Consider the following 22274-nt stretch of genomic DNA (forward strand, 5'->3'; position numbering starts at 1 on the left):
GTTCGGGAAAGCGGCCGCCGGCGATAAGCTGCTGGGTCTGGACGAAGAACTCGATCTCGCGGATACCGCCGCGACCGAGCTTGACATTGTGGCCTTTGACCGCGACCTCGCCATGGCCTTTGTGGGCGTGGATCTGGCGCTTGATCGAATGGACGTCGGCAATCGCCGCATAGTCCATGTATTTGCGCCAGATATAGGGCTGCAGTTCCTTCAGGAACGCGGCGCCGGCGGCAAAATCGCCGGCCACCGGGCGGGCCTTGATCATGGCGGCGCGCTCCCAGTTCTGGCCGCGCGCCTCATAGTAGCGCAGCGCCGCCTCGACCGGGATCGCCAGCGGCGTCGAGCCGGGGTCGGGACGAAGCCTGAGATCGGTGCGGAAGACGTAACCGTGCTCGGTGCGGTCCTGGAGAATACGGACAAGCCGGCGGGTCAGGCGCGAAAACAGCTCTGTGGCATCGAGCGGATCGACGACGGCAGGCGCATCGGGGTCGAAGAAGACGACGAGGTCGATGTCGGAGGAGAAGTTCAGCTCATGCGCGCCGAGCTTGCCCATGCCGAGCAGGATCCAGCCCGAGTGTCGCGCCGGATTTTTGGCATCCGGCAATCGGAGCTTGCCTTGCTCATGCGCGTCGCGGAGCAGGAAATCGACAGCCGCACGCGTGCAGGCGTCGGCAAGGTCGCTCAGTCGCCGCACCGTCAGCGAGGTCTCGGCCTCGCCGGCGAGATCGGCCAAGGCGATCAGGAAATGCGCCTCCGCCTTACATTGGCGCAGCTCCATCATCAGGCTGCTTTCGGAGACGGCCTCTACGCGTGCTGCCTTGTCGACCGCGGCGCCGATCGATGACAGCCGCGCCTCGACGCTCCCGTCGAAAAGCGCATCGAGTATCCGTGGCCGGCGGCGCGCGGTATCGCGCAGGAACGGCGACAGGTCGAACACGGCGGCGAGGAAATCCTGGACGACCCCCTTGCCGGCGAGAAATTTCGCCAGTCGCGGCAGTTCCTTTTGCCGCGCGGCGTCGGCGATCTCCGACAATTCCTGCCTGGCGCGGCTTGCATCCAGCGGAACGAGCTCTACCGCTGGCTTCAACAGCCAGTCCGTTTCGAGGCGTCGCACTGCCATCCTCGCAACCATCAGCGATCCTCCCGCCCGGGAAAACTCATGACGACCGACAATCCGGGATTGCCGGGCAGAAGCTCAAGCCGTCCATTGTGGAATGTCATGATCGCCTTGGCGAGGCTCAAGCCAAGGCCGGAACCCGGCTGCGAGCGGCTCTTTTCCAGCCGCACGAAACGCTCGGTCACCCTGGCGCGGTCGACATCGTCGGGAATGCCCTGGCCGTTGTCGGAGACGGCGAGTCTGATCTCGCTACCGACACGCTCCAGCGTCACGCGAACCGTAGGCCTGGAGGTCGAGTCGGTCGAATATTTGATCGCGTTGTCGACGATGTTGGACAGCGCCTGGCCAATCAGCTCGCGATTGCCGTTGACGGCGAAGGAACCTTGCACCGAAGTTTCGAGCGTCACGCCCGCCTCCTCCGCTACCGGCTCGTAGAGTTCGACGACGTCGTGCACGGCAGCGGCCAGATCAACCCTGGTGGTGCTTTCCGAGGAATAGCCGGCTTCCAGTCGCGAGATCATCAGGATGGCGTTGAAGGTCTTTATCAGCTGATCGGATTCGGCGATCGTTCCTTCCAGCGCCTGCCGGTAGTCGCTGGTGTTGTGCTTGCCGGAAAGCGTCGCCTCGGCGCGATTGCGCAGCCTGGTGAGCGGCGTTTTCAGGTCGTGGGCGATGTTGTCGGAGACCTGCTTCAGGCCCTCGTTCAGCGTGGCGATCCTGGCCAGCATGGAATTGAGGTTTTCCGACAGCCGGTCGAACTCGTCGCCGGCGCCGGTGACCGGCAGCCGGCCGGAAAGATCGCCGCCCATGATGCGGCGGCTCGCCTCCGACACGCTGTCGATGCGCTTCAGCGCCGCGCGCCCGACGAAGAACCAGATCAGCAGCCCGCCGACGCCCATCATACCGAGCGCCAGCATCAGAGCGCGGCGAATGACGGCGCGGAAGCGCTCCGGCTCGCCGAGGTCGCGGCCGACCAGCATGATCATCTGGTTGGGCAGGCGCAGCACCAGGGCAATGGCGTTATGGCCCTTCTCGCCTTCGGCCTGTACTTCGCTCTGGGCGGGCTCGTTCGGGTCGGAGACCGGGTTGCGCTGCCGCTCGAGCTCGCCCTCGCCGAAGCGGCGGTAGGAGAACGGCTCGGTGGTCCAGCCCTCGGCCTCGATCACGCCCGGCTCCAGACTCTGCACGTTGCCGGTCAGGATCTGGCCGTTGGCATCGGCGATCAGATAGAGATTGGCGCCGGGCTGGCGGGAGCGCTGCTCGACGACGCGGACCAGCAACGGGAGGCCGCCGCGCTGATAGGCGCGGGCGAGGCCGAGCACCTCGTCGTTGATCGTGTCCTGGGTCTGGCCGGTCAGCATGCGCGCCGACAGCGAGGTCATGTAGAACACGAGCAGCACCGCGCAGATGGCGAACAGCAGGAGGTAGAGCGCCGAAAGCCGCGCTGCCGTCGTCTTCATGATGGCCGGCACGGAAAGAGCCATGGGGTTCTAGCCGCTTTTCAGCATATAGCCGGCGCCGCGAACCGTGTGCAGGATCGGCTTGTCGAAGCCCTTCTCGATCTTGCCCCGCAGCCGCGAGATATGAACGTCGATGACATTGGTCTGCGGATCGAAATGGTAATCCCAGACATTCTCGAGCAGCATGGTGCGCGTCACCACCTGGCCGGCATGGCGCATCAGATATTCGAGCAGGCGGAACTCGCGCGGCTGCAGCGTTATCTCGCGCCCGGCGCGGCGCACCGAGTGCGACAGCCGGTCGAGTTCGAGATCACCGACCCGGTAGACGGTTTCGGCTTCCCTGGCGCTGGCGCGGCGGTTCAGCACCTCGACGCGGGCGAGCAGTTCCGAAAAGGCGTAGGGTTTGGTCAGATAGTCGTCGCCGCCGGCGCGCAGACCGGTGACCCGGTCGTCGACTTCGCCGAGCGCCGACAGGATCAGCACGGGTGTCGTATTGCCCCGGGACCTGAGCCCGGCAATGACGGACAGGCCGTCGCGGCGCGGCATCATGCGATCAACGACCATGACGTCATAGTCGCCGGAATCGGCGAGCGCGAAGCCGGTTTCGCCGTCGCCGGCGACATGGGCGGTATGGCCGGCCTCGGCGAACGCCTTCTGCAGGTAGTCGGCTGCCTCGCGATCGTCTTCTATGACGAGAATCTTCATAGAACCGTTATACGCGATTTCGCTGGAAGATTGAGTGGCCGGCATATGCATCGTGGCCTTCTCCATGGCGTATCGCGAACAAATTGATTCAGGGATACGCGGTAAGTCTTTGTTTTAGCATGTCGTAGCCTAAAACCGCTTCACGCCTTGAGCGGCATGTTCGAGCGGCAGCGGGCGATGGGAAGCCCGCTGCCGCTGGGGCGGAACACGATGACTGACGAACGTATTCAGGCCCCGTGCTTTCCCGTGCGGCGGCTCGGGGGTGTTGAAAACCGCCGCACCGGAAAAGTCGACCACTAGAGCGCCGCGCGTCCTCTTGAACGCGCAAAGGGCGCTCTAGCACCTTGAATCGGCGCATGTGCCTTTCCGAAAACGGAATACGTGTTCGGGGTCATGCGCTCAGCCCTTGGCGACAGGCAGTGCGACGAAGCGGTTGCTGTCGTCGCGGGTGATCTGCATCAGCACCGCCTTGCGGCCGGACTTCACCGCGTCGGCCATCGCCTTGTCGACGTCGCCGGCGCCGTTCACTTCCGCCGAATTGACGGAGGTGATGACGTCGCCGGGCTGGATGCCGCGATCGGCGGCATCGCTGTCGGGGTCGACATCGGTCACCACAAGGCCCTTGCCATTGTCAGACTTGGTGACGGTCAGGCCGAGATCGGCGAGCGTGTCGGTCTTCGGCGCTGGGGCAGGCTGCTGGTCGGCCGAGGCCTGCTTGTCGCTCGACGGCAGCTTGCCGAGATCGACCTTGACCGCCTCGCTCTTGCCGTTGCGCCACACCGTGACATCGACAGATTTGCCGGGCGGGTAAGCGCCGATCAGGCGGGCGAGTTCCTTCGGCGAAGCAACGTCCTTGCCGTCCACCTGGGTGATCACGTCACCGGCGGTGATGCCGGCCTTCTTGCCGGGACCGGTGTCCTGCGCGCTGGCAACGAGCGCGCCCTTGCCGGACCCAAGGCCAAGCGACTCGGCGATTTCGGGGGTGACCGGCTGGATCTCGACACCGAGCCAGCCGCGCTGCACGGTGCCGTTCTTCATCAGATCCTGCACGACCTGCTTGGCGGTCGAAGCGGGAATGTCGAAGGCAATGCCGACGCTGCCGCCCGAGGGCGAGAAGATCGCGGTGTTGATGCCGACAACCTGGCCGTTGAGGTTAAAGGTCGGGCCGCCCGAATTGCCGCGGTTCACCGAGGCGTCGATCTGGATGAAGTCGTCATAGGGACCGGCGCCGATATCGCGGCCGCGGGCCGAAACGATGCCTGCGGTAACCGTGCCGCCGAGGCCGAACGGATTGCCGACAGCCACCACCCAGTCGCCGACGCGAACCTTGGAATCGTCGGCGAAGTCGACATAGGTGAACTTGCTGCCGTCATCGACCTTGAGCACGGCAAGATCGGTGCGCGGGTCCGTGCCGATCAGCTTGGCGTCGAGTTCCTTGCCGTCATTGGTCACCACGGTGAAGGCGGTGCCCTCCTCGACGACATGGTTGTTGGTGACGAGATAGCCGTCATCGGAGATGAAGAAACCGGATCCCTGCGCCACCGGCCGCGGCTGGTCGTTGTTGCGGTCACGGTGTCCAAAACGGCGCATTCCGTTCGGGCCTTGATCGCCGCCTTGATCGCCAAAGCCGCGGAATTCGCGGAAGAACCGGCGCAGCTGCGGGTTGTCGGGAAGATTGCCTAAGCCGTCCTCGTCGTCCATCTGGCCGGAACCGTCATCGGCCGTCGACTGGATCTTGGCCTTGACGCGCACGCTGACGACCGCCGGCGAAACGCGCTCGACCACATCGGCGAAGCTCGGGACCTGCGGTGCCTCGACACGCACGGCGTCGGCCAGCACCGGGGCTGTCCCGGTGGCAACAGCACCAAAGCCGATCGCGCCGGCAATGGCCAGGGATGCGGCTGCGGCCAGCAGGCGTTTGCGGGTGCGCAGATATGAATTGGGGGCAACATTCATGGTTCTCGTATCCTCTTTTCAAGGGACGCCCCTTGATTGGCATCCTCGATAAAGGAAATAGAGAGCCGCACATTACGGCGCCATTTCCGGTACATGAAACTTTCGTAATGTATCGATCAATCGCGGCGGAGCATCTTGTCCAGCGCCGCCTGTTCCTCGGCAGTTAATGCAGCGGTCACCGTCGAACGGCGCGAGCGGGCGGCCAGCAGGATGAATGTCCCGCCAACGAGCAGCAGAAGAACTGGCGTCCCCCAGAGCAAAACATTGCGCAGATTGAAGCGTGGCTTCAGCAGCACGAATTCGCCGTAGCGCGAAACGACATAGTCCATCACCTGCCGGTCGGTATCGCCGGCGACGAGGCGCTGGCGCACAAGGATGCGCAGGTCGCGGGCGAGGTCGGCATCGGACTCGTCGATCGACTGGTTCTGGCAGACCATGCAGCGCAGGCCTTCCGACAAAGCGCGCGCCCTCGCCTCGAGTGCCGGGTCGGCGAGCACCTCGTCGGGCTTGACCGCCTGCGCGGCGCCGGCGAACAACAGCGCCAGCAGCAGGACCAGCGAGGCCAGCGTGACCCTTTTCATTGCGGGCTCGCCGATGGCACGCCGGCCGCAGCCTTGCGGCGCGACGGTGCGCCGACGCGCAGGCGGCGGTCGAGCAGCGACATCGCCGCGCCCGCCATCATCACCAGTGCGCCGCCCCAGATCAGCGTCACCAGCGGCTTCCACCACAGACGAACGACCACAGAGCCATCGCTGCCCTCGTCGCCAAGCGAAAGATAGAGCTGGCTGAAGCCGATCGTCCTGATGCCGGATTCGGTTGTGGTCATCTGGCGCACCGGATATGAGCGCTTGGCCGAGGTGATCTCGCCTGCGACGCTACCGTCGGCCCCAAGCAGGGCGAAGCGGCCGCGATCCTCACTGTAGTTCGGCCCCTGGGCCGGGTAGAGCCCCTCGAAGCGCAGCTTGTGGCCGGACAGTTCGACGGTCTCGCCGGCATGCATCGACAGGATTTTTTCGGTCCCGAAGCAAAGCGTGCCGACAATGCCGAGCGTTGTCAGCCCGAGGCCGAGATGCGCAAGCGCTGTGCCGAAGACCGAGCGCGGCAGGCCGGCGAAGCGCCTGAGCATGGTGGCGGGCGCGACGGTGCCGAAGCCGGATTTGACGGCGAGATCGGTGAGCGCGCCGCAGATCAGCCAGAAGGCAAGGCCGACACCGAGTGCCGCCAACACCGAAGCGCCATCGATGAACAGGGCCGTCACCAGCACCGCGAGCAGCGCCGCCGCGAAAGCCGCCATCAGGCGCTGGGCGACCGCGAAAATGTCGCCGCGCTTCCAGGCGAGTAGCGGCCCGAACGGCACGACGACCAAGAGCGGCACCATCAGCGGGCCGAATGTCAGGTTGAAGAACGGCGCGCCGACCGAAATCTTGTCGGCAGATAGGGCTTCGACGACGAGCGGGTAGAGCGTGCCGACCAGCACGGTGGCGGTGGCGGTGGTCAGGAACAGATTGTTCAGGACCAGCGCGCCTTCGCGCGAGATCGGGTGAAACAGGCCGCCGGCCGTCAGCCGGGAGGCGCGCAAGGCAAACAGCGCCAGCGAGCCGCCGATGAACAGCGTCAGGATGCAGAGAATGAACACGCCACGCGTCGGATCGGTGGCGAATGCGTGCACCGAGGTCAGCACGCCGGAACGCACCAGGAAGGTGCCGAGCAGCGACAGCGAGAAGGTCAGGATCGCCAGAAGCAGCGTCCAGATCTTCAGCGCCGAGCGCTTTTCCATGACGATCGCCGAATGCAGCAGCGCCGTGCCCGCCAGCCACGGCATGAAGGATGCGTTCTCGACCGGATCCCAGAACCAGAAGCCGCCCCAGCCGAGCTCGTAATAGGCCCAGTAGGAGCCCATGGCGATGCCGCCGGTGAGGAACATCCAGGCAACCAATGTCCACGGCCTTACCCAGCGCGCCCACGAAGCGTCAATGCGGCCCTCGATGAGGGCAGCGACAGAGAAGGAAAAGCAGATCGAGAAACCGACATAGCCGAGATAAAGCAGCGGCGGATGGATGGCGAGGCCGAGGTCCTGCAGGATCGGGTTGAGATCGCGGCCCTCGATAGGCGCCGGATTGAGCCTGACGAACGGGTTCGACGTCGTCAGGATGAACAGGAAGAAAGTGGCGCCGATCGCTCCCTGCACGGCAAGCACATTGGCCCGGAGCGTCGCCGGAAGATTGCCGCCGAAGACGGCGACGAGCGCGCCGAAGAAGGTCAGGATCAGCACCCAGAGCAGCATCGAACCTTCGTGATTGCCCCAGGTTCCGGTGATCTTGTAGATCAGCGGCTGCAGCGAATGCGAGTTCTCCCAGACGCTCTCAACCGAGAAGTCGGAGCCGGCGTAGGCGGTTGCCAGCGCCACGAAAGACAGCGCCGTCAAGGCAAAGCCGGTCAGCGCGGCCGGTGCGCCGACGGCCATCATCTTGTGGTTGCCGGTGCGCGCACCGAACAGCGGCACCATCGTCTGCACCAGGGCCAGCGCAAACGCCAGGACCAGGGCGAAATGTCCGGTTTCAACCATTGTCACCGCACCCGCTAGTCACTCTTGCTCTCCTGCCATACGCCCTTGGCCTTGAGGCCGTCGGCCACTTCCTTGGGCATATAGGTCTCGTCATGCTTGGCCAGCACGCTGTCGGCGACAAAGATTCCGTCAGGGCCAAACGAGCCTTCGGTGATCACGCCCTGTCCTTCCCGGAAGAGGTCGGGAAGAATGCCGGTATAGGTGACCTTGACGTCCTTCTGGTTGTCGGTCACCGAAAAGGCGACGGTGGCGCCTTGGCCACGCTCGACCGTGCCTTTTTCGACAAGACCGCCGAGCCTTATGCGCTGGCCCGGCTGAAGGCTGGCGGTGGCCAGATCGGCCGGCATGTAGAAATAGGAGGCCTTCTGGCCAAGCGCATAGAAGGTCAGCCCCGTGGCAACACCGAGAAACCCCAGCCCCGCTGCGATCACCGACAGTCGTTTCTGCTTGCGCGTCATCGTCTACTCCGTCGCCGTCACGCCAAGCGAGGCGGCAAAGGCGGTGAATTTCCTGGCCTGGTCACTGTCCGCGCCAAAGACGGCGATACCGCGATTGAGCGCGTCACGCGCCTGATCTGTCTTGCCCAGCACGGCATAGGAACGAACGAGCTGCATCCACCCTTCCTCGTCGCGCGGATTTTGCCGAAGCCTTTCGTCGAGGCCGGCAACCATGGTGCTGATCATGGCTTGCCGGTCCTGCGGCGACATCGAGGAGGCAGCATCGATATCCTCGGCGCTCGGCCCTTTCGCGGGCGCCTCAGAAGCGACGCTGCGGGCGGCGGATTCGGCCAGCGCCTGCTCGACGGCGCCGCGCCACGGCGAGCCCTGCGGCAAGGCGGCAAGCATCTTTTGCCAGGCCGCCGTGGCTTCAGCTATGCGGCCTTCCTGTGCCATGCCCATGGCGAGATAGAACGAGGCCTTCGGATTGGCCGGATCGAGCTTCAACGCCGCCTCGAAAGCCGCCTGCGCTTCGGCGGAGACAATGCCGCCGGCCGCATTGGCGATCGCCTCGCCAAGACCCGCCTGGCGGGCGGCGCTGTCGCCGTCGAGGCGGATGGCGTTGCGATAGGCGGTCACCGCATCGGCGTATCGCTGCATGCGCAGATAGACCGGCGCCAGCACGTCCCAGCCGCGGCCATCGGATGGGTTGGCCGCCAGGTGCGCCTCGGCGCGGGCTATCAGCTCGTCGACCGAGCTGTCGGCGGGGTTCTTGGCCAGGCGTTCGCTGAGCGGCTGCGACGGCAGGTCGGGTGAGCCGAGCTGGCCATAGAGGCCCCAGCTGACCAGCGGAACCAGCAGCACGGCCGCCGTCGCCACCAGCCTTGTCGACCGCGACGGCTGCGTCGCCGTCTCGTCGGCGTGGCCGGCATTGCTCAGGCGAAGGATGCGGCGGGCGATTTCGGCGCGTGCCTCTTCGGCCTCCATTGGCCGGATCAGGCCACGCGCCATATCGCGGTCAAGCTCGGCCAGCTGGTCGCGATAGACTTCAAGGTCGTGATCGCCGGCAGCGGACGCGTTCTTCGATCCGCCGGCCAACGGCAGCAGCACCGCCAAGCTTGCGCCCAGCGTCAGGAGTGCGGCTATGACCCAAAACAGCATGGCTCTTCCAATAGAACGAGACCCTTGCCCTGCCAACACAAGCGTGCTGCGACGCTTTGGCGGGGCCGCTCCGATCGATAATGCATGTCGCGCAAAAGTGTGCAGCGGTTTTGCGATAACGACCATGCATCAAAACAAGAACCTATAGCGCGTCGCATGACGACGGTCGAACGCGACGCGCTTTAGTGCCGGATCGGTATCGGCGGATCGACGGCCGGGCGTCTTTGTTGCGCAATTCCGGACGGAAAACCGTTTCACACTTTTCCTGGAATTGCTCTACGTCAGCGGCGTCCAGCTGCCGTCGGCATTGCGGCAGGCGGTTCCGCGCGCGGTGGCGCCGGCGGTGCCGGTAAACACCGTATGGGTGTATTGCCGGCAGTCCTGCGAGCCGACGCGATAGGGCTGGGCGGCGACCACTTCGCCGCGATGGGCCGAACTGTCGCTCTTCCAAGCCACTTTCTGGCCGCTCGCCGTGTATTCAAGCGCCTTGTATTCCGCCTCGAGCGCGCTGCGCTTCTCGGTCTCGCTCAGGCCGGCGCCGATAGAGCCGCCGACGAGGCCGCCGCCCATGGCGGAGATGATCGTCGTCGCCACCTTGGCGCCGCTGGGGGGCGTCAAGGCCGGCGTCACCGTAACGGCCGGGCCCTTGCCGAGCGTCGTGCAGCCGGAGACGGCGAGCAGGGCGGAAACGAGCGCGACGCGAATCTTCATGCCAATACCGGCTTTCTTGAGCTGGACCGCCGCGCTGTCAGCAGCTGGCGCGGCCATAATGTCGATGTTTGTCGGAAATTTGGCCGCAGCCAGCCACCTGGAAAAGCAATCTGGAAAAGCATTACTGAAGGCTCCGCAATCGAACCATCGCCTTCAATCCACCCATGATGGATCGTTCCAGCGCCAGAGAGCCTCCATACTCGTTGACAAGGTCGGCGACAATGGCAAGTCCGAGCCCGCTGCCCGGTTTTGTCTCGTCGAGCCGCCGGCCGCGCTGCAACACCTCGCGCGCCTTGTCGTCGGGAATGCCGGGGCCGTCATCCTCGATGCTGATCTCGAACAGGTTGGCTGCGCCTTCCGTGCCAGCGCCACCTTTGCTGGAGATTGGCTTGACCGAAACGGCGACCGCGCTCCTTGCCCATTTCATCGCATTGTCGAGCAGATTGCCGAGCAGCTCCTCCAGGTCCTCGCGTTCGCCGGCAAAGACGATGTCGGTGGCCGGCAGCGACAGCGACAGCGCCGTCTGCGGGTTGAGCTTTTGCAGCACCCGAACCATGCGCTGGACCAGCGGCGCCACCGGCGTACGGTAGACGACGCTGTCGCGCTGCGCGGCGACGCGAGCACGTTGCAGATAATGGTCCACTTGCTTTTGCATGGAAGCGGCCTGCTCGGCGATCAGCTGGCCCTTGGCGCCACCCAGCGCCCGTCCCTCGTTGAGCAGCACGGCAAGCGGCGTCTTCAGCGAGTGCGCGAGGTTGCCGACCTGCGTGCGCGACCGCTCGACGATACGCCTGTTGTTCTCGATCAGCGCATTGGTCTCGTTGGCGAGCGGCTCGATCTCGGCCGGGAAACGGCCATCTAGGCGCTGCGCGGTTCCTTCGCGCACCATGGCAAGCGCATTCCTGACCCGGCGCAGCGGCTGCAGGCCGAGCAGGATGGCAATCGCATTGATGGCGATCATGCCGACGCCGAACAGCGACAGATAGGTCAAAAGGCGCCGCTGGAAGGTGGCGATTTCCTGCTCGAGCTCGGTCTGGTTGCCCATGACGCGGAAGCGCGCGGCGCGGTTTTTCGCATCGAGCACGAACTCGCTCTCGAACACCTCCAACTGCTCGCCTTCGATGCCGTCCGCTGAATAGCTGCGCTGGAAGCTGGCATTGAAGGGCACCTCGGCAACGCTTGGCGACGGGATCGCCTTGGTCATCGACGACGAATGGAGATCGCCGTGCACGCCTTCCGAGGCAGGCTCGACCGACCAGTACCAGCCGGAATTCGGTTCCGAGAACCTCAAATCACCAAGGTCGGGGGCGCCGGTCAATTGGCCGCTTTCAGAAACGCCGACCGAGCCGATCAGGTTGAACAGATGCGCCGAAAGCAGGCTGTCGAAACCGCGCTCGCTGGCCTGGCGATAGAGCGTGGTGATCAAGGTGAAGATGACGACCAGAGTGAGGATCGCCCAGACCGTGGAAAAGGCGATGACGCGAAACGCCACCGAACGCGGCCATGACCGCAGCGACGGCGTGTTCGAGACGGCGGGTTTTGTAGGCAGCGGTTCCGCGTTACGCCTCCGGCTTACGCATGCGGTAGCCCATGCCGCGAACAGTTTCGATCATGTCGATGCCCATCTTCTTGCGAAGCCGTCCGACAAAGACCTCGATCGTGTTGGAATCGCGGTCGAAATCCTGGTCGTAGAGATGCTCGACCAGCTCGGTCCGGGACACCACCTCGCCCATGTGGTGCATCAAATAGGCAAGCAAGCGAAATTCGTGCGAGGTCAGCTTCAGCGGCACGCCGTCGACGTCGGCCTTGGAGGCCTTGGTGTCGAGGCGGAGCGGCCCGCAGGTCAGTTCGGACGAAGCGTGCCCGGCAGCACGCCGGATCAAGGCCCGCACCCTGGCCAGGATTTCCTCGATGTGGAAGGGTTTGGTGACGTAGTCGTCGGCGCCGGCGTCGATGCCGGCAACCTTGTCGCTCCAGCGGTCGCGTGCCGTCAGGATCAGCACCGGCATCTTGCGGCCGCCGCGCCGCCATCGCTCGACCACGCTGATGCCGTCCATCTGCGGCAGGCCGATGTCGAGCACCACGGCATCGTAGGGCTCGGTGTCGCCGAGAAAGTGCCCTTCCTCGCCGTCGAAAGCGCGGTCGACGACATAGCCGGCATCGACCAGCGCGTCGCCGATCTGCCGGTTGAGATCCTTGTCATCTTCGACGACGAGTACGCGCATGCGGAAGGCCTGTTGAAGCTGTTCAGATATAGGCCGATTCCGGCAGTCTGGGAAACGGCACGGTTCAGTTCAGCGGAACGACGATCTCCGAGCGACGCGGACGCTGCCCTTCCTTGCCCGGAACCAGCACGACGATGACGCAGACGGGCTGGCCGCCGCGTGTCGACTGCGAGGCCTTGGCCAAGGTGCCGCCATTCTGCTCGGCCACCTGCTGGCCGATCGCATAGCAGTCGGAGGCGGCGAGGACGACCGGTTGGGGCTGCTCGGGCATGACAACGGGGATCGCCATCGCCTGCGACGCAAGCAGACCGGCGGCTGACAGCGCCAGTGCCGCGGTCCGGAAGTGGGAGCGAAGGGTTTTCATGGTCAGCGTTCTAACGCGCCGGTGCTGAACGTGATATGAACGGTGAACGCTCGAATGCATGCCCGCCACACCCCTGAAGCGCGAGATTACCGGATTGCCATTTCGCCGCCCATCCCGCGAAATTGCCAAGTTTAACCTAGCCCTCCGATCCTTCGCCGACAACCGGGCATCGTTTGGCAGTGAAAGGCAATCGCTTCAGGTTTGCCCCGACTTCGATAATCGATCCGGCAACCGAAGGCAGATTCAGGCGAACCGACCGGAAATAAAAACCCGCCTCTGCGGCGGGTCGCTGGCGCCATCAGCACCATAGGCGAATTAGTAGCATAGCTGCCGGCACAAAGCAAGAACAAAATTGCCGGATTGTAAAAAATGCCCGGTGGTCAGCCCTCGTCCTTGATCACGGCGCGGAAGCGCAGCAGCCCGTGATGGGCCGAAAGGTCCTCGTCGTAGCGGGCTTCGGCGAATTCGAGCTTGAGGTAGGCGCGGCGATGTTCGCCGAGCGAGAGAGCCGTATCGCGCAGGCGGGTGCTAACAAGGTCCATGATGTCATTGGTTTCCTTGCTGGCCTCTGATTTCGACCAGACATGCAACGTCAGCAACTGTTCTGCGTCGTTCTCCATTCCCGTTGCCCAATCGTAGACGCTGGTGCGGCCGAAGGTCATGTGGGGGAACGCAACATTTTCCGGCGCACGGTCGAACAATCGTGCGTCGCCCAGTGCCGCCGATAAATCGGGATCGTCATTCACTGCCTCGAATATGGCCTTCTGCAATTCGACGGCCGGCGCGGTCATCGTCTTTCCCTTCGTCCGTCGCGTCGACCTCCCGGCTGCGTAGCTGCGTTGCATGAAGGCATCCCGCCAAAGCGCGAATCAGCGCGTCTCATGCGGATTATGAACCTTCATGATCTCGGCAATAAGCCCTGCTCCTGGAATGCGCGACGCCCCGGCCGTCCGCGCCACGGACCCTTGAGGGTGATGCCAACCTGCGCGAAGTCATTTGGCATGCAGGAGTTCGAAAAAAGGATGCTATGACGATGTCTGGTTTCCAGACATTCGAGGTCGTTTTTCGTGCGCGAGCCGTCGCTGCTGCCTGTCTTCGGAAAGCTTGGGGCCAAGGCGCCGCCGGTCGCGATTGCGGCGTCGACCATGTCGATGACCGTCAAGAGTCTGGTCAACCACACTCGGGAGGTGCTCTCGGCGTACGGTAGCCTGGCCCTGAAGCTGTCCGTCGTTTTGTGGACGGTGCTTGTCGTGGCGGCAGTATTCTTCATCGCCCAGGCCTGATCGAGCGACATTCATTGATTGGGCGGAAACGAAAGGACCCAAGATGGCAAAGCGCTACGCGCTCCGTATGGAACATCCTCACAGCTGGACCGTCTTCGACGTCTTCACCGGCCAGCCGGTCGAGCTCAAGCAGCAACTCACGGCCAGTTTGAACACGCGCGATGCGGACGCGATGGTCGACCGGCTGAACGGTCGCGACGTCAAGCGGCGAGCGAAGGCGGACCGGAAGCCTGACAAAGCGTCTTGTGGACGGATCGCGACGGACTAGCGAAAATCGGCCGCAGTCAGCACATATATGCTCCTGCGGGTGCGGGCATAGGCATTCCTGGCGACATCGTGGATCGAGTTGGAAGCCGTGTCGAAGGCTGCCAGGTAGGTAGCTTCTGAGGCCGCCGTTCCCGGCTGCATCTTGGAGATGGCATCGGTTGCGACAGAGAAGGAAATCTGGAACATCCCGTCATGGCCGACGAAGCGGATGCGTTTGCTTGCCTCGTCGTAGCTGCGGCTGGGATTGGGAAATGTCAGGCTCATGATTTCGCCTCCGTCGATGCAGATACGGCCTTCTTGACTGCCCGTGACGCCCGCTTCTTCTTTGGTGCGACCGGATTCAGAGCTTCCGCCGCGCGGTCCGCCTCTTCCTTGGCCAGTCGCAATTCCCTCAGCCTTGCCGTTTTGATGCTCCTCGCCTTGGCTTCCGAGAGATATTCGGCAGTTGCTTTGTTCCGCTCCGCCGTCTTCTTTTGATTTTCCATGAAGCGGGCCTGAGCTTTTTCCATGATGTTCTGATTGCCTTCGGCCATCGGTAAAATCTCCCTTGCAGCGAAAGTCGTGAATGTGAATTCACCATAAAATAGGTGTTCAAAGATAGAAATTCAATTTCATTAATATTCGGCAAGGCCCGAACACCAGGGGATAACCAGGCAAGATAATACGTTCAATATTTCATGTGCCCTATGAATATTTTTTGGCGCTCCTATCAATCGAGTGCCAGGGCGCCTATAGAGAGGGGCGGCCGCCTAAGCTGGCCCCAGAAAGAGTCCCCATGAAATTCCGGCCACTCCACGATCGCGTCGTCATTCGGCGCGCCGAAAGCGACACCAAATCCAAGGGCGGCATCATCATCCCCGACAATGCCAAAGAAAAACCGCAGGAAGGCGAAGTGATCGCTGTCGGGCCGGGCGCGCGGGACGAAAGCGGCGCGCTGATCCCGCTCGACGTCAAGGCCGGCGACCTCATTCTGTTCGGCAAATGGTCCGGCACCGAGGTCAAGATAGACGGCGAGGACCTTCTGATCATGAAGGAGGCCGATATCATGGGCATCATCGAAAAAAGCGAGACGGGCATCATCGACAAGACCGTGGCTGCCAAGAAGGCCGCCTGATTGGAAGGCCGCGCGCCCTCCCGCGCGCGCGCAAAGGACGCTCCGAGCTTTGATTCAGGCGCTGCAAGCGCCTTGCCACGACAACCGAACTGGAAAAGATCATGTCTGCCAAGGAAATCAAATTCTCCACCGACGCGCGTGACCGCATGCTGCGCGGCGTCGAAATCCTCAACAACGCCGTCAAGGTGACGCTCGGCCCCAAAGGCCGCAACGTCATTATCGACAAGGCCTACGGCGCGCCGCGCGTCACCAAGGACGGGGTGGCCGTGGCAAAGGAAATCGAGCTTTCCGACAAGTTCGAAAACATGGGCGCGCAGATGGTGCGCGAAGTGGCCTCGAAGACCAACGACCTTGCCGGCGACGGCACCACCACCGCCACGGTGCTTGCCGCTTCCATCCTGCGCGAGGGCGCCAAATTCGTTGCCGCCGGCATGAACCCGATGGACCTCAAGCGCGGCATCGATCTTGCCGTCAGCGCCGTCGTCAAGGAAATCCAGGCGCGCGCCAAGAAGGTCAAGTCCTCAGCAGAGATCGCGCAGGTCGGCACCATTGCCGCCAATGGCGACACCAGCGTCGGCGCCATGATCGCCAAGGCGATGGACAAGGTCGGCAATGACGGCGTCATCACCGTCGAGGAGGCCAAGACCGCCGAAACGGAGCTCGACGTCGTCGAAGGCATGCAGTTCGACCGCGGCTATCTCTCGCCCTATTTCGTCACCAATGCCGAGAAGATGCGTGCCGAGCTGGAAGACCCTTACGTCCTCATCCACGAAAAGAAGCTCGGCAATCTGCAGGCACTGCTGCCCATCCTCGAAGCCGTGGTGCAAAGCGGCAGGCCGCTGCTGATCATCTCCGAGGACGTCGAGGGCGAAGCGCTGGCAACGCTGGTCGTCAACAAGCTGCGCGGCGGACTCAAGGTAGCGGCCGTCAAGGCGCCTGGCTTCGGTGACCGCCGCAAGGCGATGCTGGAAGACATCGCCGTGCTCACCGCCGGACAGATGATTTCCGAGGATCTCGGCATCAAGCTGGAGAACATCACCATAGACATGCTCGGCCGCGCCAAGCGCGTGCTGATCGAGAAGGACACCACCACGATCATCGACGGCGCCGGCGAGAAGACCACCATCCAGGCGCGCGTCCAGCAGATCAAGGGGCAGATCGAGGAAACCACGTCCGACTATGACAAGGAGAAGCTGCAGGAACGTCTCGCCAAGCTGGCGGGCGGCGTTGCCGTCATCCGCGTCGGCGGCGCGACCGAATCCGAGGTCAAGGAAAAGAAGGACCGCATCGACGATGCGCTGAACGCCACGCGCGCGGCCGTCGAAGAAGGCATCGTTCCCGGCGGCGGCGTCGCGTTGCTGCGCGCCAAGGCTGTGCTGAAGGGGCTGACCGGAGCCAATGCCGATGTGACGGCAGGCATCTCGATCGTGCTCAGGGCCCTTGAAGCGCCAATCCGGCAGATCGCCGAGAATTCCGGCGTCGAAGGTTCGATCGTCGTCGGCAAGCTCGCCGAGGGCAAGGATCACAATCAGGGCTTCGATGCCCAGAACGAGGTCTATGTCGACATGATCAAGGCCGGCATCGTCGACCCGGCGAAGGTGGTACGGACGGCGCTGCAGGACGCGGGCTCCATTGCGGCGCTTCTGATCACGGCGGAAGCCATGATCACCGACGTTCCGGCGAAGGAAGCCGCTGCTTCGCCCGGCGGCATCGGCTATTGACCAGCCACTGCCGGAAACAAGCCTGAAAGACAGCCGCCGGGGTATCTTCCCCGGCGCGCACCATCGGCAAGGAGATCGATCAATGATCGCATTCGTCCCGAAGCCAAAGGCAGCGGCGAAAATCGAAGTGGCCGAGGAAAGCCGCTTCGATCGCATTCGCAGGCTTGCCGACAAGCACAGGAAAGCCAACGCCGGCATGATAGGCCGCGACCCGAAAAAGATCGCGGACAAGCGTCCCATGTGACGACTGCCAATGCTCGGCACCTCGCGCAAGCGCGGAACCTTCATCGCCCTTGTAGGCAGCGCCAAAATGGACGAATAGTCATAGCGGCGCGCCGCCGTGAAATTGCCGGCATGCGGTTTCTCAGTTGGCGGCATCGCCGCAGCCGGATCCTGGAATGGCCAGTCCTTTGGAACCACGCAAGAGAAGAGGTCCGATCGCCGCAAGGCTGCTGGCGGTGGATGCGTGGATTGATTCCTCGGTCTACGAAATCGGCTTCAGGGCGCGCCAGTTCTGGGAAGCGGCGACCATCTTCTCGCGGCGTTTCCGTGTCGACGGCTGGCGCCGCGGCCTGATCGAACTGTTGAGTGAAGGCTTTACGCTCGGTGCCGGCGGCATCGTCGTCCTTTTGGCGCTGGCCTTGCCGGCCTTCCAGATAACCGCCGGCGACTGGCGCACGCAAGGCGACTTCGCCGTCACCTTCCTCGACCGCTACGGCAACGAGATCGGCCAGCGCGGCATCATCCAGCGCGATTCGGTGCCGGTCGACGAGATGCCCGACCATGTCATCAAGGCGGTGCTGGCGACCGAAGACCGCCGTTTCTTCGACCATTACGGCATCGATGTGCTCGGCCTGTCGCGCGCCATATTCGAGAATGTGCGGGCAAATTCCGTCGTCCAGGGCGGCTCGAGCATCACCCAGCAGCTGGCCAAGAACCTGTTCCTGACCAATGAGCGGACATTCGAGCGCAAGATCAAGGAAGCCTTCCTGTCGCTGTGGCTCGAAGCCAATCTGTCGAAGAAGGAAATCCTGCAGCTTTACCTCGACCGCGCCTATATGGGCGGCGGCACCTTCGGCATCGAGGCGGCAGCCGATTTCTATTTCGGCAAGAGCGTCAAGGACCTGAACCTTGCCGAGGCGGCGATGCTGGCCGGCCTGTTCAAGGCGCCGACCAAATATGCGCCGCACATAAACCTGCCCGCCGCCCGGGCGCGGGCCAATGTGGTGCTGTCCAACCTGGTCGATTCCGGCTTCATGACCGAAGGCCAGGTGCTGCAGGCAAGATTACACCCGGCCGAAATCGTCGACCGCGGCGAGCAGAAGAGCCCCGACTACTACCTCGACTGGGCCTTCGACGAGGTCAAGAAGATCGCCGCCAAAGGCGGCCCGCACTCGCTTGTCGCCCACACCACCTTCGACGCCAACATCCAGAAGGCGGCCGAAGAATCGATGGAGTTCCACCTCCGCCAGTTCGGCAAGGAATACAACGTCACCGAGGGCGCCATCGTCGTCATCGAGACCAATGGCGCGGTCAGGGCGATCGTCGGCGGCCGCGACTACGGCGCCAGCCAGTTCAACCGCGCCACCAAAGCGCTTCGCCAGACCGGCTCCTCGTTCAAGCCCTATGTCTATGCGACGGCGATGGAGCATGGCTTCACGCCGGATTCGGTGGTTTCCGGCGGACCCATCTCCTGGGGCAGCTGGTCGCCCCACAATTACAATGGCGGGTCGGCCGGCAACGTCACGCTGATCACGGCGATGGCCAAATCGATCAACACGGTGCCGGTGCGGCTGGCCAAGGATTATCTCGGCATCAAGCCGATCAAGGCCATGGCCGAGGCGATGGGCGTCGAGTCGCCGCTGGAATCGCACAAGACCATGGTGCTCGGCACGTCGGGCATGACCGTGATGGACCAGGCGACGGGTTACAGCGTATTTGCCCAGAACGGCCTTGCCGGAACCCGGCACGGCGTCAGCCAACTCTTCACCCGTACCGGCGAGGTGGTCTACGACTTCGCCAAGGATGCGCCGCCGCCGCATCGGGTGCTGTCGGAGCAGGCGCTCAAATACATGAACACCATGCTGGCGGCGGTGCCGGTGATCGGCACTGCCCGGCGCGCGGCCCTTCCAAACATCGTCGTCGCCGGCAAGACCGGCACGACCCAGTCCTACCGCGATGCCTGGTTTGTCGGCTTTACCGGCAACTACACGGCCGCCGTCTGGCTCGGCAATGACGACTTCACCGCGACCAACAAGATGACCGGCGGCACGCTGCCGGCCATGGTGTGGCAGCGGCTGATGGTCTATGCGCACCAGAATATCGACCTCAGACCGATTCCCGGCCTCGATCACCCCTTCGTCGATGCCGAAATTGCCGCCAAGGCCGAGGAAGCGGAAAAGAAGAACGCCGAACAGGCAGCTGCCGATGCCGCCGCCGAGCGTCCGCCGGTGCTGTCCAGCCGGACCACCCAGACCCTGAAGGAACTGACCAGGCTGTTCCAGGCGGCACCCGTGCTCGACGCGCCCGCTGCACCGGAAACCCTCTCGGCGCTGTGACGCCCAATTGCGCGGGGCCGCTTGCCACAAGGCCCTGCGCCGCGATATCCCCGAGCGGCAATCTTTCAGTCCCGGCCTTCGGTTCCCTGCCTCCTCATGCTCAAGAACGCCTTCCTGACACTGCTTTCGCTTGCCATCGCCGTCGTCGGCGGTGGCGGCAGCGTCTGGTATGCACTGAAGCTGCAGGATGGCGTCGGCGCCATCAGGATCGGCCAATGGACCGCCTTCCCCGATATCGGCACGCCGACGGCAGATCCCTATTCGAGGGCCCGCGTGGCTCGCGAAGGCGTGCTGGCGCTCGGACAGGCGGAAGGACTGTCCTTCATAGCCGAGCGCGATTCCGGCGGCGAACAGCTCCAGCGGCAATGTGCCTACAAGATCGCGGGCGGCTTTCCCACCGCCCGGTTCTGGACGCTTTATGCCGCCGACCAGTCGCTTGGCGTGGTCGAGACCGGCAAGCCGAGGCCGGCTGCGCTGCAGTCCTATCAAGTGCTGCGCCAGGCCGACAATTCGGTGGTCATTTCCGTCGGCAGCCGCCCTGCGCCCGGCAACTGGCTGCTGACCAGCGGCGCCGGCAAGATGTACTTGGTGCTTACGTTCTACGACACGCCGATCGCCAGCAGCACCGGTCTCTCGGACGTCACGCTGCCGCAGATCCAGAAGGTCGGCTGCAATGCGTAGCCTGCTGCATGCCGTGCTGCTCGGCCTGCTCGGCGCCGGCATCGTGCACATCATCGTGCTGCTGCTCGTCCCCGAGTTCTCCGAACGCGACGCCTGGTCGCGATTGGCCATGGCTTCGGATCTCTACAAGATGACCAGGCTCGACGCGGAAGCCGGCGGCGCGCCGGTGGTGAAATCGGTCGATCCGCTATTTTATGCGGCGGCATGCCGCTTCGACCTTGCCGAGGGGATGGTGCGGGTCAAGGCGCCGGGCAAGGTGCCGTTCTGGTCGATATCGGTCTATGACCGCGGCGGCCACAACATCTACTCGTTCAACGACCACAGCGCGACCGCAGGCATGCTCGACACCGTTGTGCTGACGCCGGCCCAGATGATCGAGGTCCGCAAGGATCTTCCCGAGGAACTGCAAGGGGCCATCTTCGTCGAGGCGCCGATAGAGGAAGGCGTATTTGTCATCCGTTCGTTCGTGCCCGACGACAGCTGGAAGCCGATCGTCTCGCGGTTTCTCGAACAGAGTTCCTGCGAACTGCAGGATTTTTAAGCCGGTTCCGATGCTCAGTGATGCGGTACCGGCAATGTTCCCGAAGGTCCCGGCTTGTCAGGGCCGGCCGGCCGCGTTTCGCCGGTCTGCGGCCGCTGTTCGTAGCGGACCCCGGGAAAGATGATCACTGCCGCCGGCGCGGTTTGTTGTGCTCGATTGGTTGCCGCCGTTCGCGGCACGAAAGACAGTACCATGCCCATGGTTCGCGTATTCCTCTCGGTTGCCCCGGAGCACAACGCAACGCCTCCATAGTCGATTAAGAAGGCAGTAGGTTAACGGAGCGCTAACGGATCGCCGCTAAATTGATCTTTGTTCTTGGGAAACGCGAAACCGGTACAGCCCGGCGGAGCGCTGTCCAGATCGTGTCGAGTGTCGGGCGTATCCTTCGTGTCAGCTTCGGATTTCAGGCAAATCGCAGCAGGAGCTGAATCGGGAAAGGCCGAAAGGCTGTTTCGCGCCGCGGTATCGGCGTTCTGCTCGCTCACCCGGCCTTCGCGCCGGGAAATCGCGCAGCTCGAAGACCTGACGCTGCCGCTGTTCGAGAATGTCTCGGTCGAATCGCGCCGCTACGTCGCGGCAGCCCTTTCCGAATGCGAATATGCACCCGCCGCGCTGGTGCGGCGGCTTTGCCAGGAGCGGGTCGACATCGCCGCTCCGCTGCTCATCCGCTCGCGCGCCCTTAGCGACGTCGACCTGATCGCGCTGATCGGACGTCACGGCCTGCCGCATGCCCGTGCCATTGCCCGCCGCAAGGATCTCAATCAAACGATCGCGGATCTCATCAAAGTGCTCGAAAGGCCGACGCTGGTGCGGTCGCAGCAGCAGCCGGAACCAACCGCCAAAGCCGCGTCCGAAAACGCCGAAGTGGTTGCGGGCGAGGTCAACAGGCAAGAGGCTTCCGATGCCGCTGAAACTGTACGCCGCCGGTTGCGATCCATGATGCGGGCCGAGAGCGGCGCCTCCATCAGTCCGTTCGTCGAGCCACAAACCTATGTCAAGCTGCGCGAGACCGCGCTGACCGGCAATGCGGCATTCTTCCAGACAGCGCTCGCCGATGCGCTCGAAGTCGATTTTTCAACGGCGCGGACGCTCACCGCGAGCCACAATTACACACCGCTGCTGGCCGCCTTGCGGGCGCTCGACCTCAGCGAAGACAAGGCGTTCCTGATCACGGCCGCCATCTATCCGACCGAGTTTCCGCACCCGCAGGCGATCCGCATCTTCCTCGACCGCTACCGCCTGCTGCACCGCGACGCGGCGTTGGACAGGCTCCGCGGCTGGAAGGCCGAGACCGTGTCGAAAATCGTTCGCAAGCCTGGGCGCGTCGCCGCAAATGCCGACCTGCGCAAGCCGAACAGCGCCGATATGACCGCCACCCCAAAGGCGCGTCGCGTCTGAAGGGCTTGC

General features: G+C 63.7%; 24 protein-coding genes. 9 read left to right on the forward strand and 15 right to left on the reverse strand.

The window, feature by feature from the left end:
• The 13 genes from NKI72_RS14910 to NKI72_RS14970 form a co-directional block, all read right to left on the reverse strand.
• The coding region (locus NKI72_RS14910; RefSeq protein WP_502908952.1) for a [protein-PII] uridylyltransferase family protein at positions 1-1132 on the reverse strand (1132 nt) is incomplete at its 3' end.
• On the reverse strand, positions 1132-2601 hold the full coding sequence (locus NKI72_RS14915; protein WP_352501788.1) for a sensor histidine kinase: 1470 nt from the start codon (positions 2599-2601) through the stop codon (positions 1132-1134). The genes NKI72_RS14910 and NKI72_RS14915, both read right to left, overlap by 1 nt.
• Positions 2602-2607: 6 nt before the next feature.
• The gene (locus tag NKI72_RS14920) at positions 2608-3282 is read right to left on the reverse strand and encodes a response regulator transcription factor (protein WP_254819962.1); all 675 of its coding nucleotides are present in this window, start codon (positions 3280-3282) and stop codon (positions 2608-2610) included.
• Positions 3283-3681: 399 nt separating this feature from the next.
• Positions 3682-5238 carry a Do family serine endopeptidase gene (locus NKI72_RS14925; RefSeq protein ID WP_352471015.1) on the reverse strand — a complete coding sequence of 519 codons (1557 nt, stop codon included), beginning with the start codon at positions 5236-5238 and terminating at the stop codon, positions 3682-3684.
• Between the two features lie 116 nt (positions 5239-5354).
• Positions 5355-5819 carry a cytochrome c-type biogenesis protein gene (locus tag NKI72_RS14930; protein WP_084641257.1) on the reverse strand — a complete coding sequence of 155 codons (465 nt, stop codon included), beginning with the start codon at positions 5817-5819 and terminating at the stop codon, positions 5355-5357.
• Positions 5816-7804 carry a heme lyase CcmF/NrfE family subunit gene (locus NKI72_RS14935; protein ID WP_352471013.1) on the reverse strand — a complete coding sequence of 663 codons (1989 nt, stop codon included), beginning with the start codon at positions 7802-7804 and terminating at the stop codon, positions 5816-5818. Before NKI72_RS14935 ends, NKI72_RS14930 begins: the two co-directional genes overlap by 4 nt.
• A 14-nt stretch (positions 7805-7818) precedes the next feature.
• Positions 7819-8262, reverse strand: a complete 444-nt coding sequence (ccmE, locus tag NKI72_RS14940) for a cytochrome c maturation protein CcmE (protein ID WP_352471012.1) — start codon at positions 8260-8262, stop codon at positions 7819-7821.
• 3 nt (positions 8263-8265) lie between these two features.
• On the reverse strand, positions 8266-9402 hold the full coding sequence (gene ccmI, locus NKI72_RS14945; protein ID WP_352471011.1) for a c-type cytochrome biogenesis protein CcmI: 1137 nt from the start codon (positions 9400-9402) through the stop codon (positions 8266-8268).
• 276 nt (positions 9403-9678) lie between these two features.
• On the reverse strand, positions 9679-10113 hold the full coding sequence (locus tag NKI72_RS14950) for an RT0821/Lpp0805 family surface protein (protein WP_352471010.1): 435 nt from the start codon (positions 10111-10113) through the stop codon (positions 9679-9681).
• A gap of 121 nt (positions 10114-10234) precedes the next feature.
• The gene (locus NKI72_RS14955) at positions 10235-11662 is read right to left on the reverse strand and encodes an ATP-binding protein (protein WP_352471109.1); all 1428 of its coding nucleotides are present in this window, start codon (positions 11660-11662) and stop codon (positions 10235-10237) included.
• A gap of 10 nt (positions 11663-11672) precedes the next feature.
• On the reverse strand, positions 11673-12338 hold the full coding sequence (locus tag NKI72_RS14960; RefSeq protein WP_023718390.1) for a response regulator transcription factor: 666 nt from the start codon (positions 12336-12338) through the stop codon (positions 11673-11675).
• Between the two features lie 64 nt (positions 12339-12402).
• Positions 12403-12702, reverse strand: a complete 300-nt coding sequence (locus NKI72_RS14965; protein ID WP_352850245.1) for a hypothetical protein — start codon at positions 12700-12702, stop codon at positions 12403-12405.
• Between the two features lie 380 nt (positions 12703-13082).
• Positions 13083-13493, reverse strand: coding sequence for a DUF3168 domain-containing protein (locus tag NKI72_RS14970; protein ID WP_352471008.1), 411 nt, complete (start codon positions 13491-13493; stop codon positions 13083-13085).
• 276 nt (positions 13494-13769) lie between these two features.
• Here NKI72_RS14970 and NKI72_RS14975 point away from each other — a divergent pair, with 276 nt between their 5' ends.
• Together NKI72_RS14975 and NKI72_RS14980 are read left to right on the forward strand one after the other, a co-directional pair.
• The gene (locus NKI72_RS14975; protein ID WP_352471007.1) at positions 13770-13985 is read left to right on the forward strand and encodes a hypothetical protein; all 216 of its coding nucleotides are present in this window, start codon (positions 13770-13772) and stop codon (positions 13983-13985) included.
• 43 nt (positions 13986-14028) lie between these two features.
• Positions 14029-14253, forward strand: coding sequence for a hypothetical protein (locus tag NKI72_RS14980; RefSeq protein WP_352850247.1), 225 nt, complete (start codon positions 14029-14031; stop codon positions 14251-14253).
• Here NKI72_RS14980 and NKI72_RS14985 read toward each other — a convergent pair.
• A complete protein-coding gene (locus NKI72_RS14985) occupies positions 14250-14516 on the reverse strand; it encodes a DUF1488 family protein (RefSeq protein ID WP_254819951.1) in 267 nt (88 codons plus the stop codon). The genes NKI72_RS14980 and NKI72_RS14985 overlap by 4 nt on opposite strands.
• Positions 14513-14785 (reverse strand): hypothetical protein, encoded by a 273-nt coding sequence (locus tag NKI72_RS14990; protein WP_352471005.1) that lies wholly within the window; start codon positions 14783-14785, stop codon positions 14513-14515. Before NKI72_RS14990 ends, NKI72_RS14985 begins: the two co-directional genes overlap by 4 nt.
• A 242-nt stretch (positions 14786-15027) precedes the next feature.
• Here NKI72_RS14990 and NKI72_RS14995 point away from each other — a divergent pair, with 242 nt between their 5' ends.
• The 7 genes from NKI72_RS14995 (at position 15028) to NKI72_RS15025 (ending at position 22265) form a co-directional block, all read left to right on the forward strand.
• The gene (locus tag NKI72_RS14995) at positions 15028-15366 is read left to right on the forward strand and encodes a co-chaperone GroES (protein ID WP_352471004.1); all 339 of its coding nucleotides are present in this window, start codon (positions 15028-15030) and stop codon (positions 15364-15366) included.
• Positions 15367-15467: 101 nt separating this feature from the next.
• Positions 15468-17087 (forward strand): chaperonin GroEL, encoded by a 1620-nt coding sequence (groL, locus tag NKI72_RS15000; RefSeq protein ID WP_352471003.1) that lies wholly within the window; start codon positions 15468-15470, stop codon positions 17085-17087.
• 82 nt (positions 17088-17169) lie between these two features.
• The gene (locus tag NKI72_RS15005) at positions 17170-17331 is read left to right on the forward strand and encodes a hypothetical protein (RefSeq protein WP_352501782.1); all 162 of its coding nucleotides are present in this window, start codon (positions 17170-17172) and stop codon (positions 17329-17331) included.
• A gap of 154 nt (positions 17332-17485) precedes the next feature.
• Positions 17486-19645, forward strand: a complete 2160-nt coding sequence (locus tag NKI72_RS15010) for a transglycosylase domain-containing protein (RefSeq protein WP_352471002.1) — start codon at positions 17486-17488, stop codon at positions 19643-19645.
• A gap of 96 nt (positions 19646-19741) precedes the next feature.
• On the forward strand, positions 19742-20326 hold the full coding sequence (locus NKI72_RS15015) for a DUF1214 domain-containing protein (RefSeq protein WP_352850249.1): 585 nt from the start codon (positions 19742-19744) through the stop codon (positions 20324-20326).
• The gene (locus tag NKI72_RS15020; RefSeq protein WP_352471000.1) at positions 20319-20867 is read left to right on the forward strand and encodes a DUF1254 domain-containing protein; all 549 of its coding nucleotides are present in this window, start codon (positions 20319-20321) and stop codon (positions 20865-20867) included. The genes NKI72_RS15015 and NKI72_RS15020 overlap by 8 nt, the downstream gene beginning before the upstream one ends.
• Before the next feature lie 387 nt (positions 20868-21254).
• Positions 21255-22265 (forward strand): DUF2336 domain-containing protein, encoded by a 1011-nt coding sequence (locus tag NKI72_RS15025; RefSeq protein ID WP_352833150.1) that lies wholly within the window; start codon positions 21255-21257, stop codon positions 22263-22265.
• The last annotated feature ends 9 nt before the right edge of the window (positions 22266-22274 follow it).

Source organism: Mesorhizobium sp. M0437 (assembly GCF_040321335.1).
In the GTDB taxonomy this organism is placed as follows: Bacteria; Pseudomonadota; Alphaproteobacteria; order Rhizobiales; family Rhizobiaceae; genus Mesorhizobium.

Excerpts from the sequence above, each read along its gene's own strand:
- NKI72_RS14915 (WP_352501788.1), bottom strand. The coding sequence starts at position 2,601 with ATGGCTCTTTCCGTGCCGGCCATCATGAAGACGACGGCAGCGCGGCTT.
- NKI72_RS14920 (WP_254819962.1), bottom strand. The coding sequence starts at position 3,282 with ATGAAGATTCTCGTCATAGAAGACGATCGCGAGGCAGCCGACTACCTG.
- NKI72_RS14925 (WP_352471015.1), bottom strand. The coding sequence starts at position 5,238 with ATGAATGTTGCCCCCAATTCATATCTGCGCACCCGCAAACGCCTGCTG.
- NKI72_RS14930 (WP_084641257.1), bottom strand. The coding sequence starts at position 5,819 with ATGAAAAGGGTCACGCTGGCCTCGCTGGTCCTGCTGCTGGCGCTGTTG.
- NKI72_RS14935 (WP_352471013.1), bottom strand. The coding sequence starts at position 7,804 with ATGGTTGAAACCGGACATTTCGCCCTGGTCCTGGCGTTTGCGCTGGCC.
- ccmE (WP_352471012.1), bottom strand. The coding sequence starts at position 8,262 with ATGACGCGCAAGCAGAAACGACTGTCGGTGATCGCAGCGGGGCTGGGG.
- ccmI (WP_352471011.1), bottom strand. The coding sequence starts at position 9,402 with ATGCTGTTTTGGGTCATAGCCGCACTCCTGACGCTGGGCGCAAGCTTG.
- NKI72_RS14950 (WP_352471010.1), bottom strand. The coding sequence starts at position 10,113 with ATGAAGATTCGCGTCGCGCTCGTTTCCGCCCTGCTCGCCGTCTCCGGC.
- NKI72_RS14960 (WP_023718390.1), bottom strand. The coding sequence starts at position 12,338 with ATGCGCGTACTCGTCGTCGAAGATGACAAGGATCTCAACCGGCAGATC.
- NKI72_RS14965 (WP_352850245.1), bottom strand. The coding sequence starts at position 12,702 with ATGAAAACCCTTCGCTCCCACTTCCGGACCGCGGCACTGGCGCTGTCA.
- NKI72_RS14970 (WP_352471008.1), bottom strand. The coding sequence starts at position 13,493 with ATGACCGCGCCGGCCGTCGAATTGCAGAAGGCCATATTCGAGGCAGTG.
- NKI72_RS14980 (WP_352850247.1), top strand. The coding sequence starts at position 14,029 with ATGGCAAAGCGCTACGCGCTCCGTATGGAACATCCTCACAGCTGGACC.
- NKI72_RS14985 (WP_254819951.1), bottom strand. The coding sequence starts at position 14,516 with ATGAGCCTGACATTTCCCAATCCCAGCCGCAGCTACGACGAGGCAAGC.
- NKI72_RS14990 (WP_352471005.1), bottom strand. The coding sequence starts at position 14,785 with ATGGCCGAAGGCAATCAGAACATCATGGAAAAAGCTCAGGCCCGCTTC.
- NKI72_RS14995 (WP_352471004.1), top strand. The coding sequence starts at position 15,028 with ATGAAATTCCGGCCACTCCACGATCGCGTCGTCATTCGGCGCGCCGAA.
- groL (WP_352471003.1), top strand. The coding sequence starts at position 15,468 with ATGTCTGCCAAGGAAATCAAATTCTCCACCGACGCGCGTGACCGCATG.
- NKI72_RS15005 (WP_352501782.1), top strand. The coding sequence starts at position 17,170 with ATGATCGCATTCGTCCCGAAGCCAAAGGCAGCGGCGAAAATCGAAGTG.
- NKI72_RS15010 (WP_352471002.1), top strand. The coding sequence starts at position 17,486 with ATGGCCAGTCCTTTGGAACCACGCAAGAGAAGAGGTCCGATCGCCGCA.
- NKI72_RS15015 (WP_352850249.1), top strand. The coding sequence starts at position 19,742 with ATGCTCAAGAACGCCTTCCTGACACTGCTTTCGCTTGCCATCGCCGTC.
- NKI72_RS15020 (WP_352471000.1), top strand. The coding sequence starts at position 20,319 with ATGCGTAGCCTGCTGCATGCCGTGCTGCTCGGCCTGCTCGGCGCCGGC.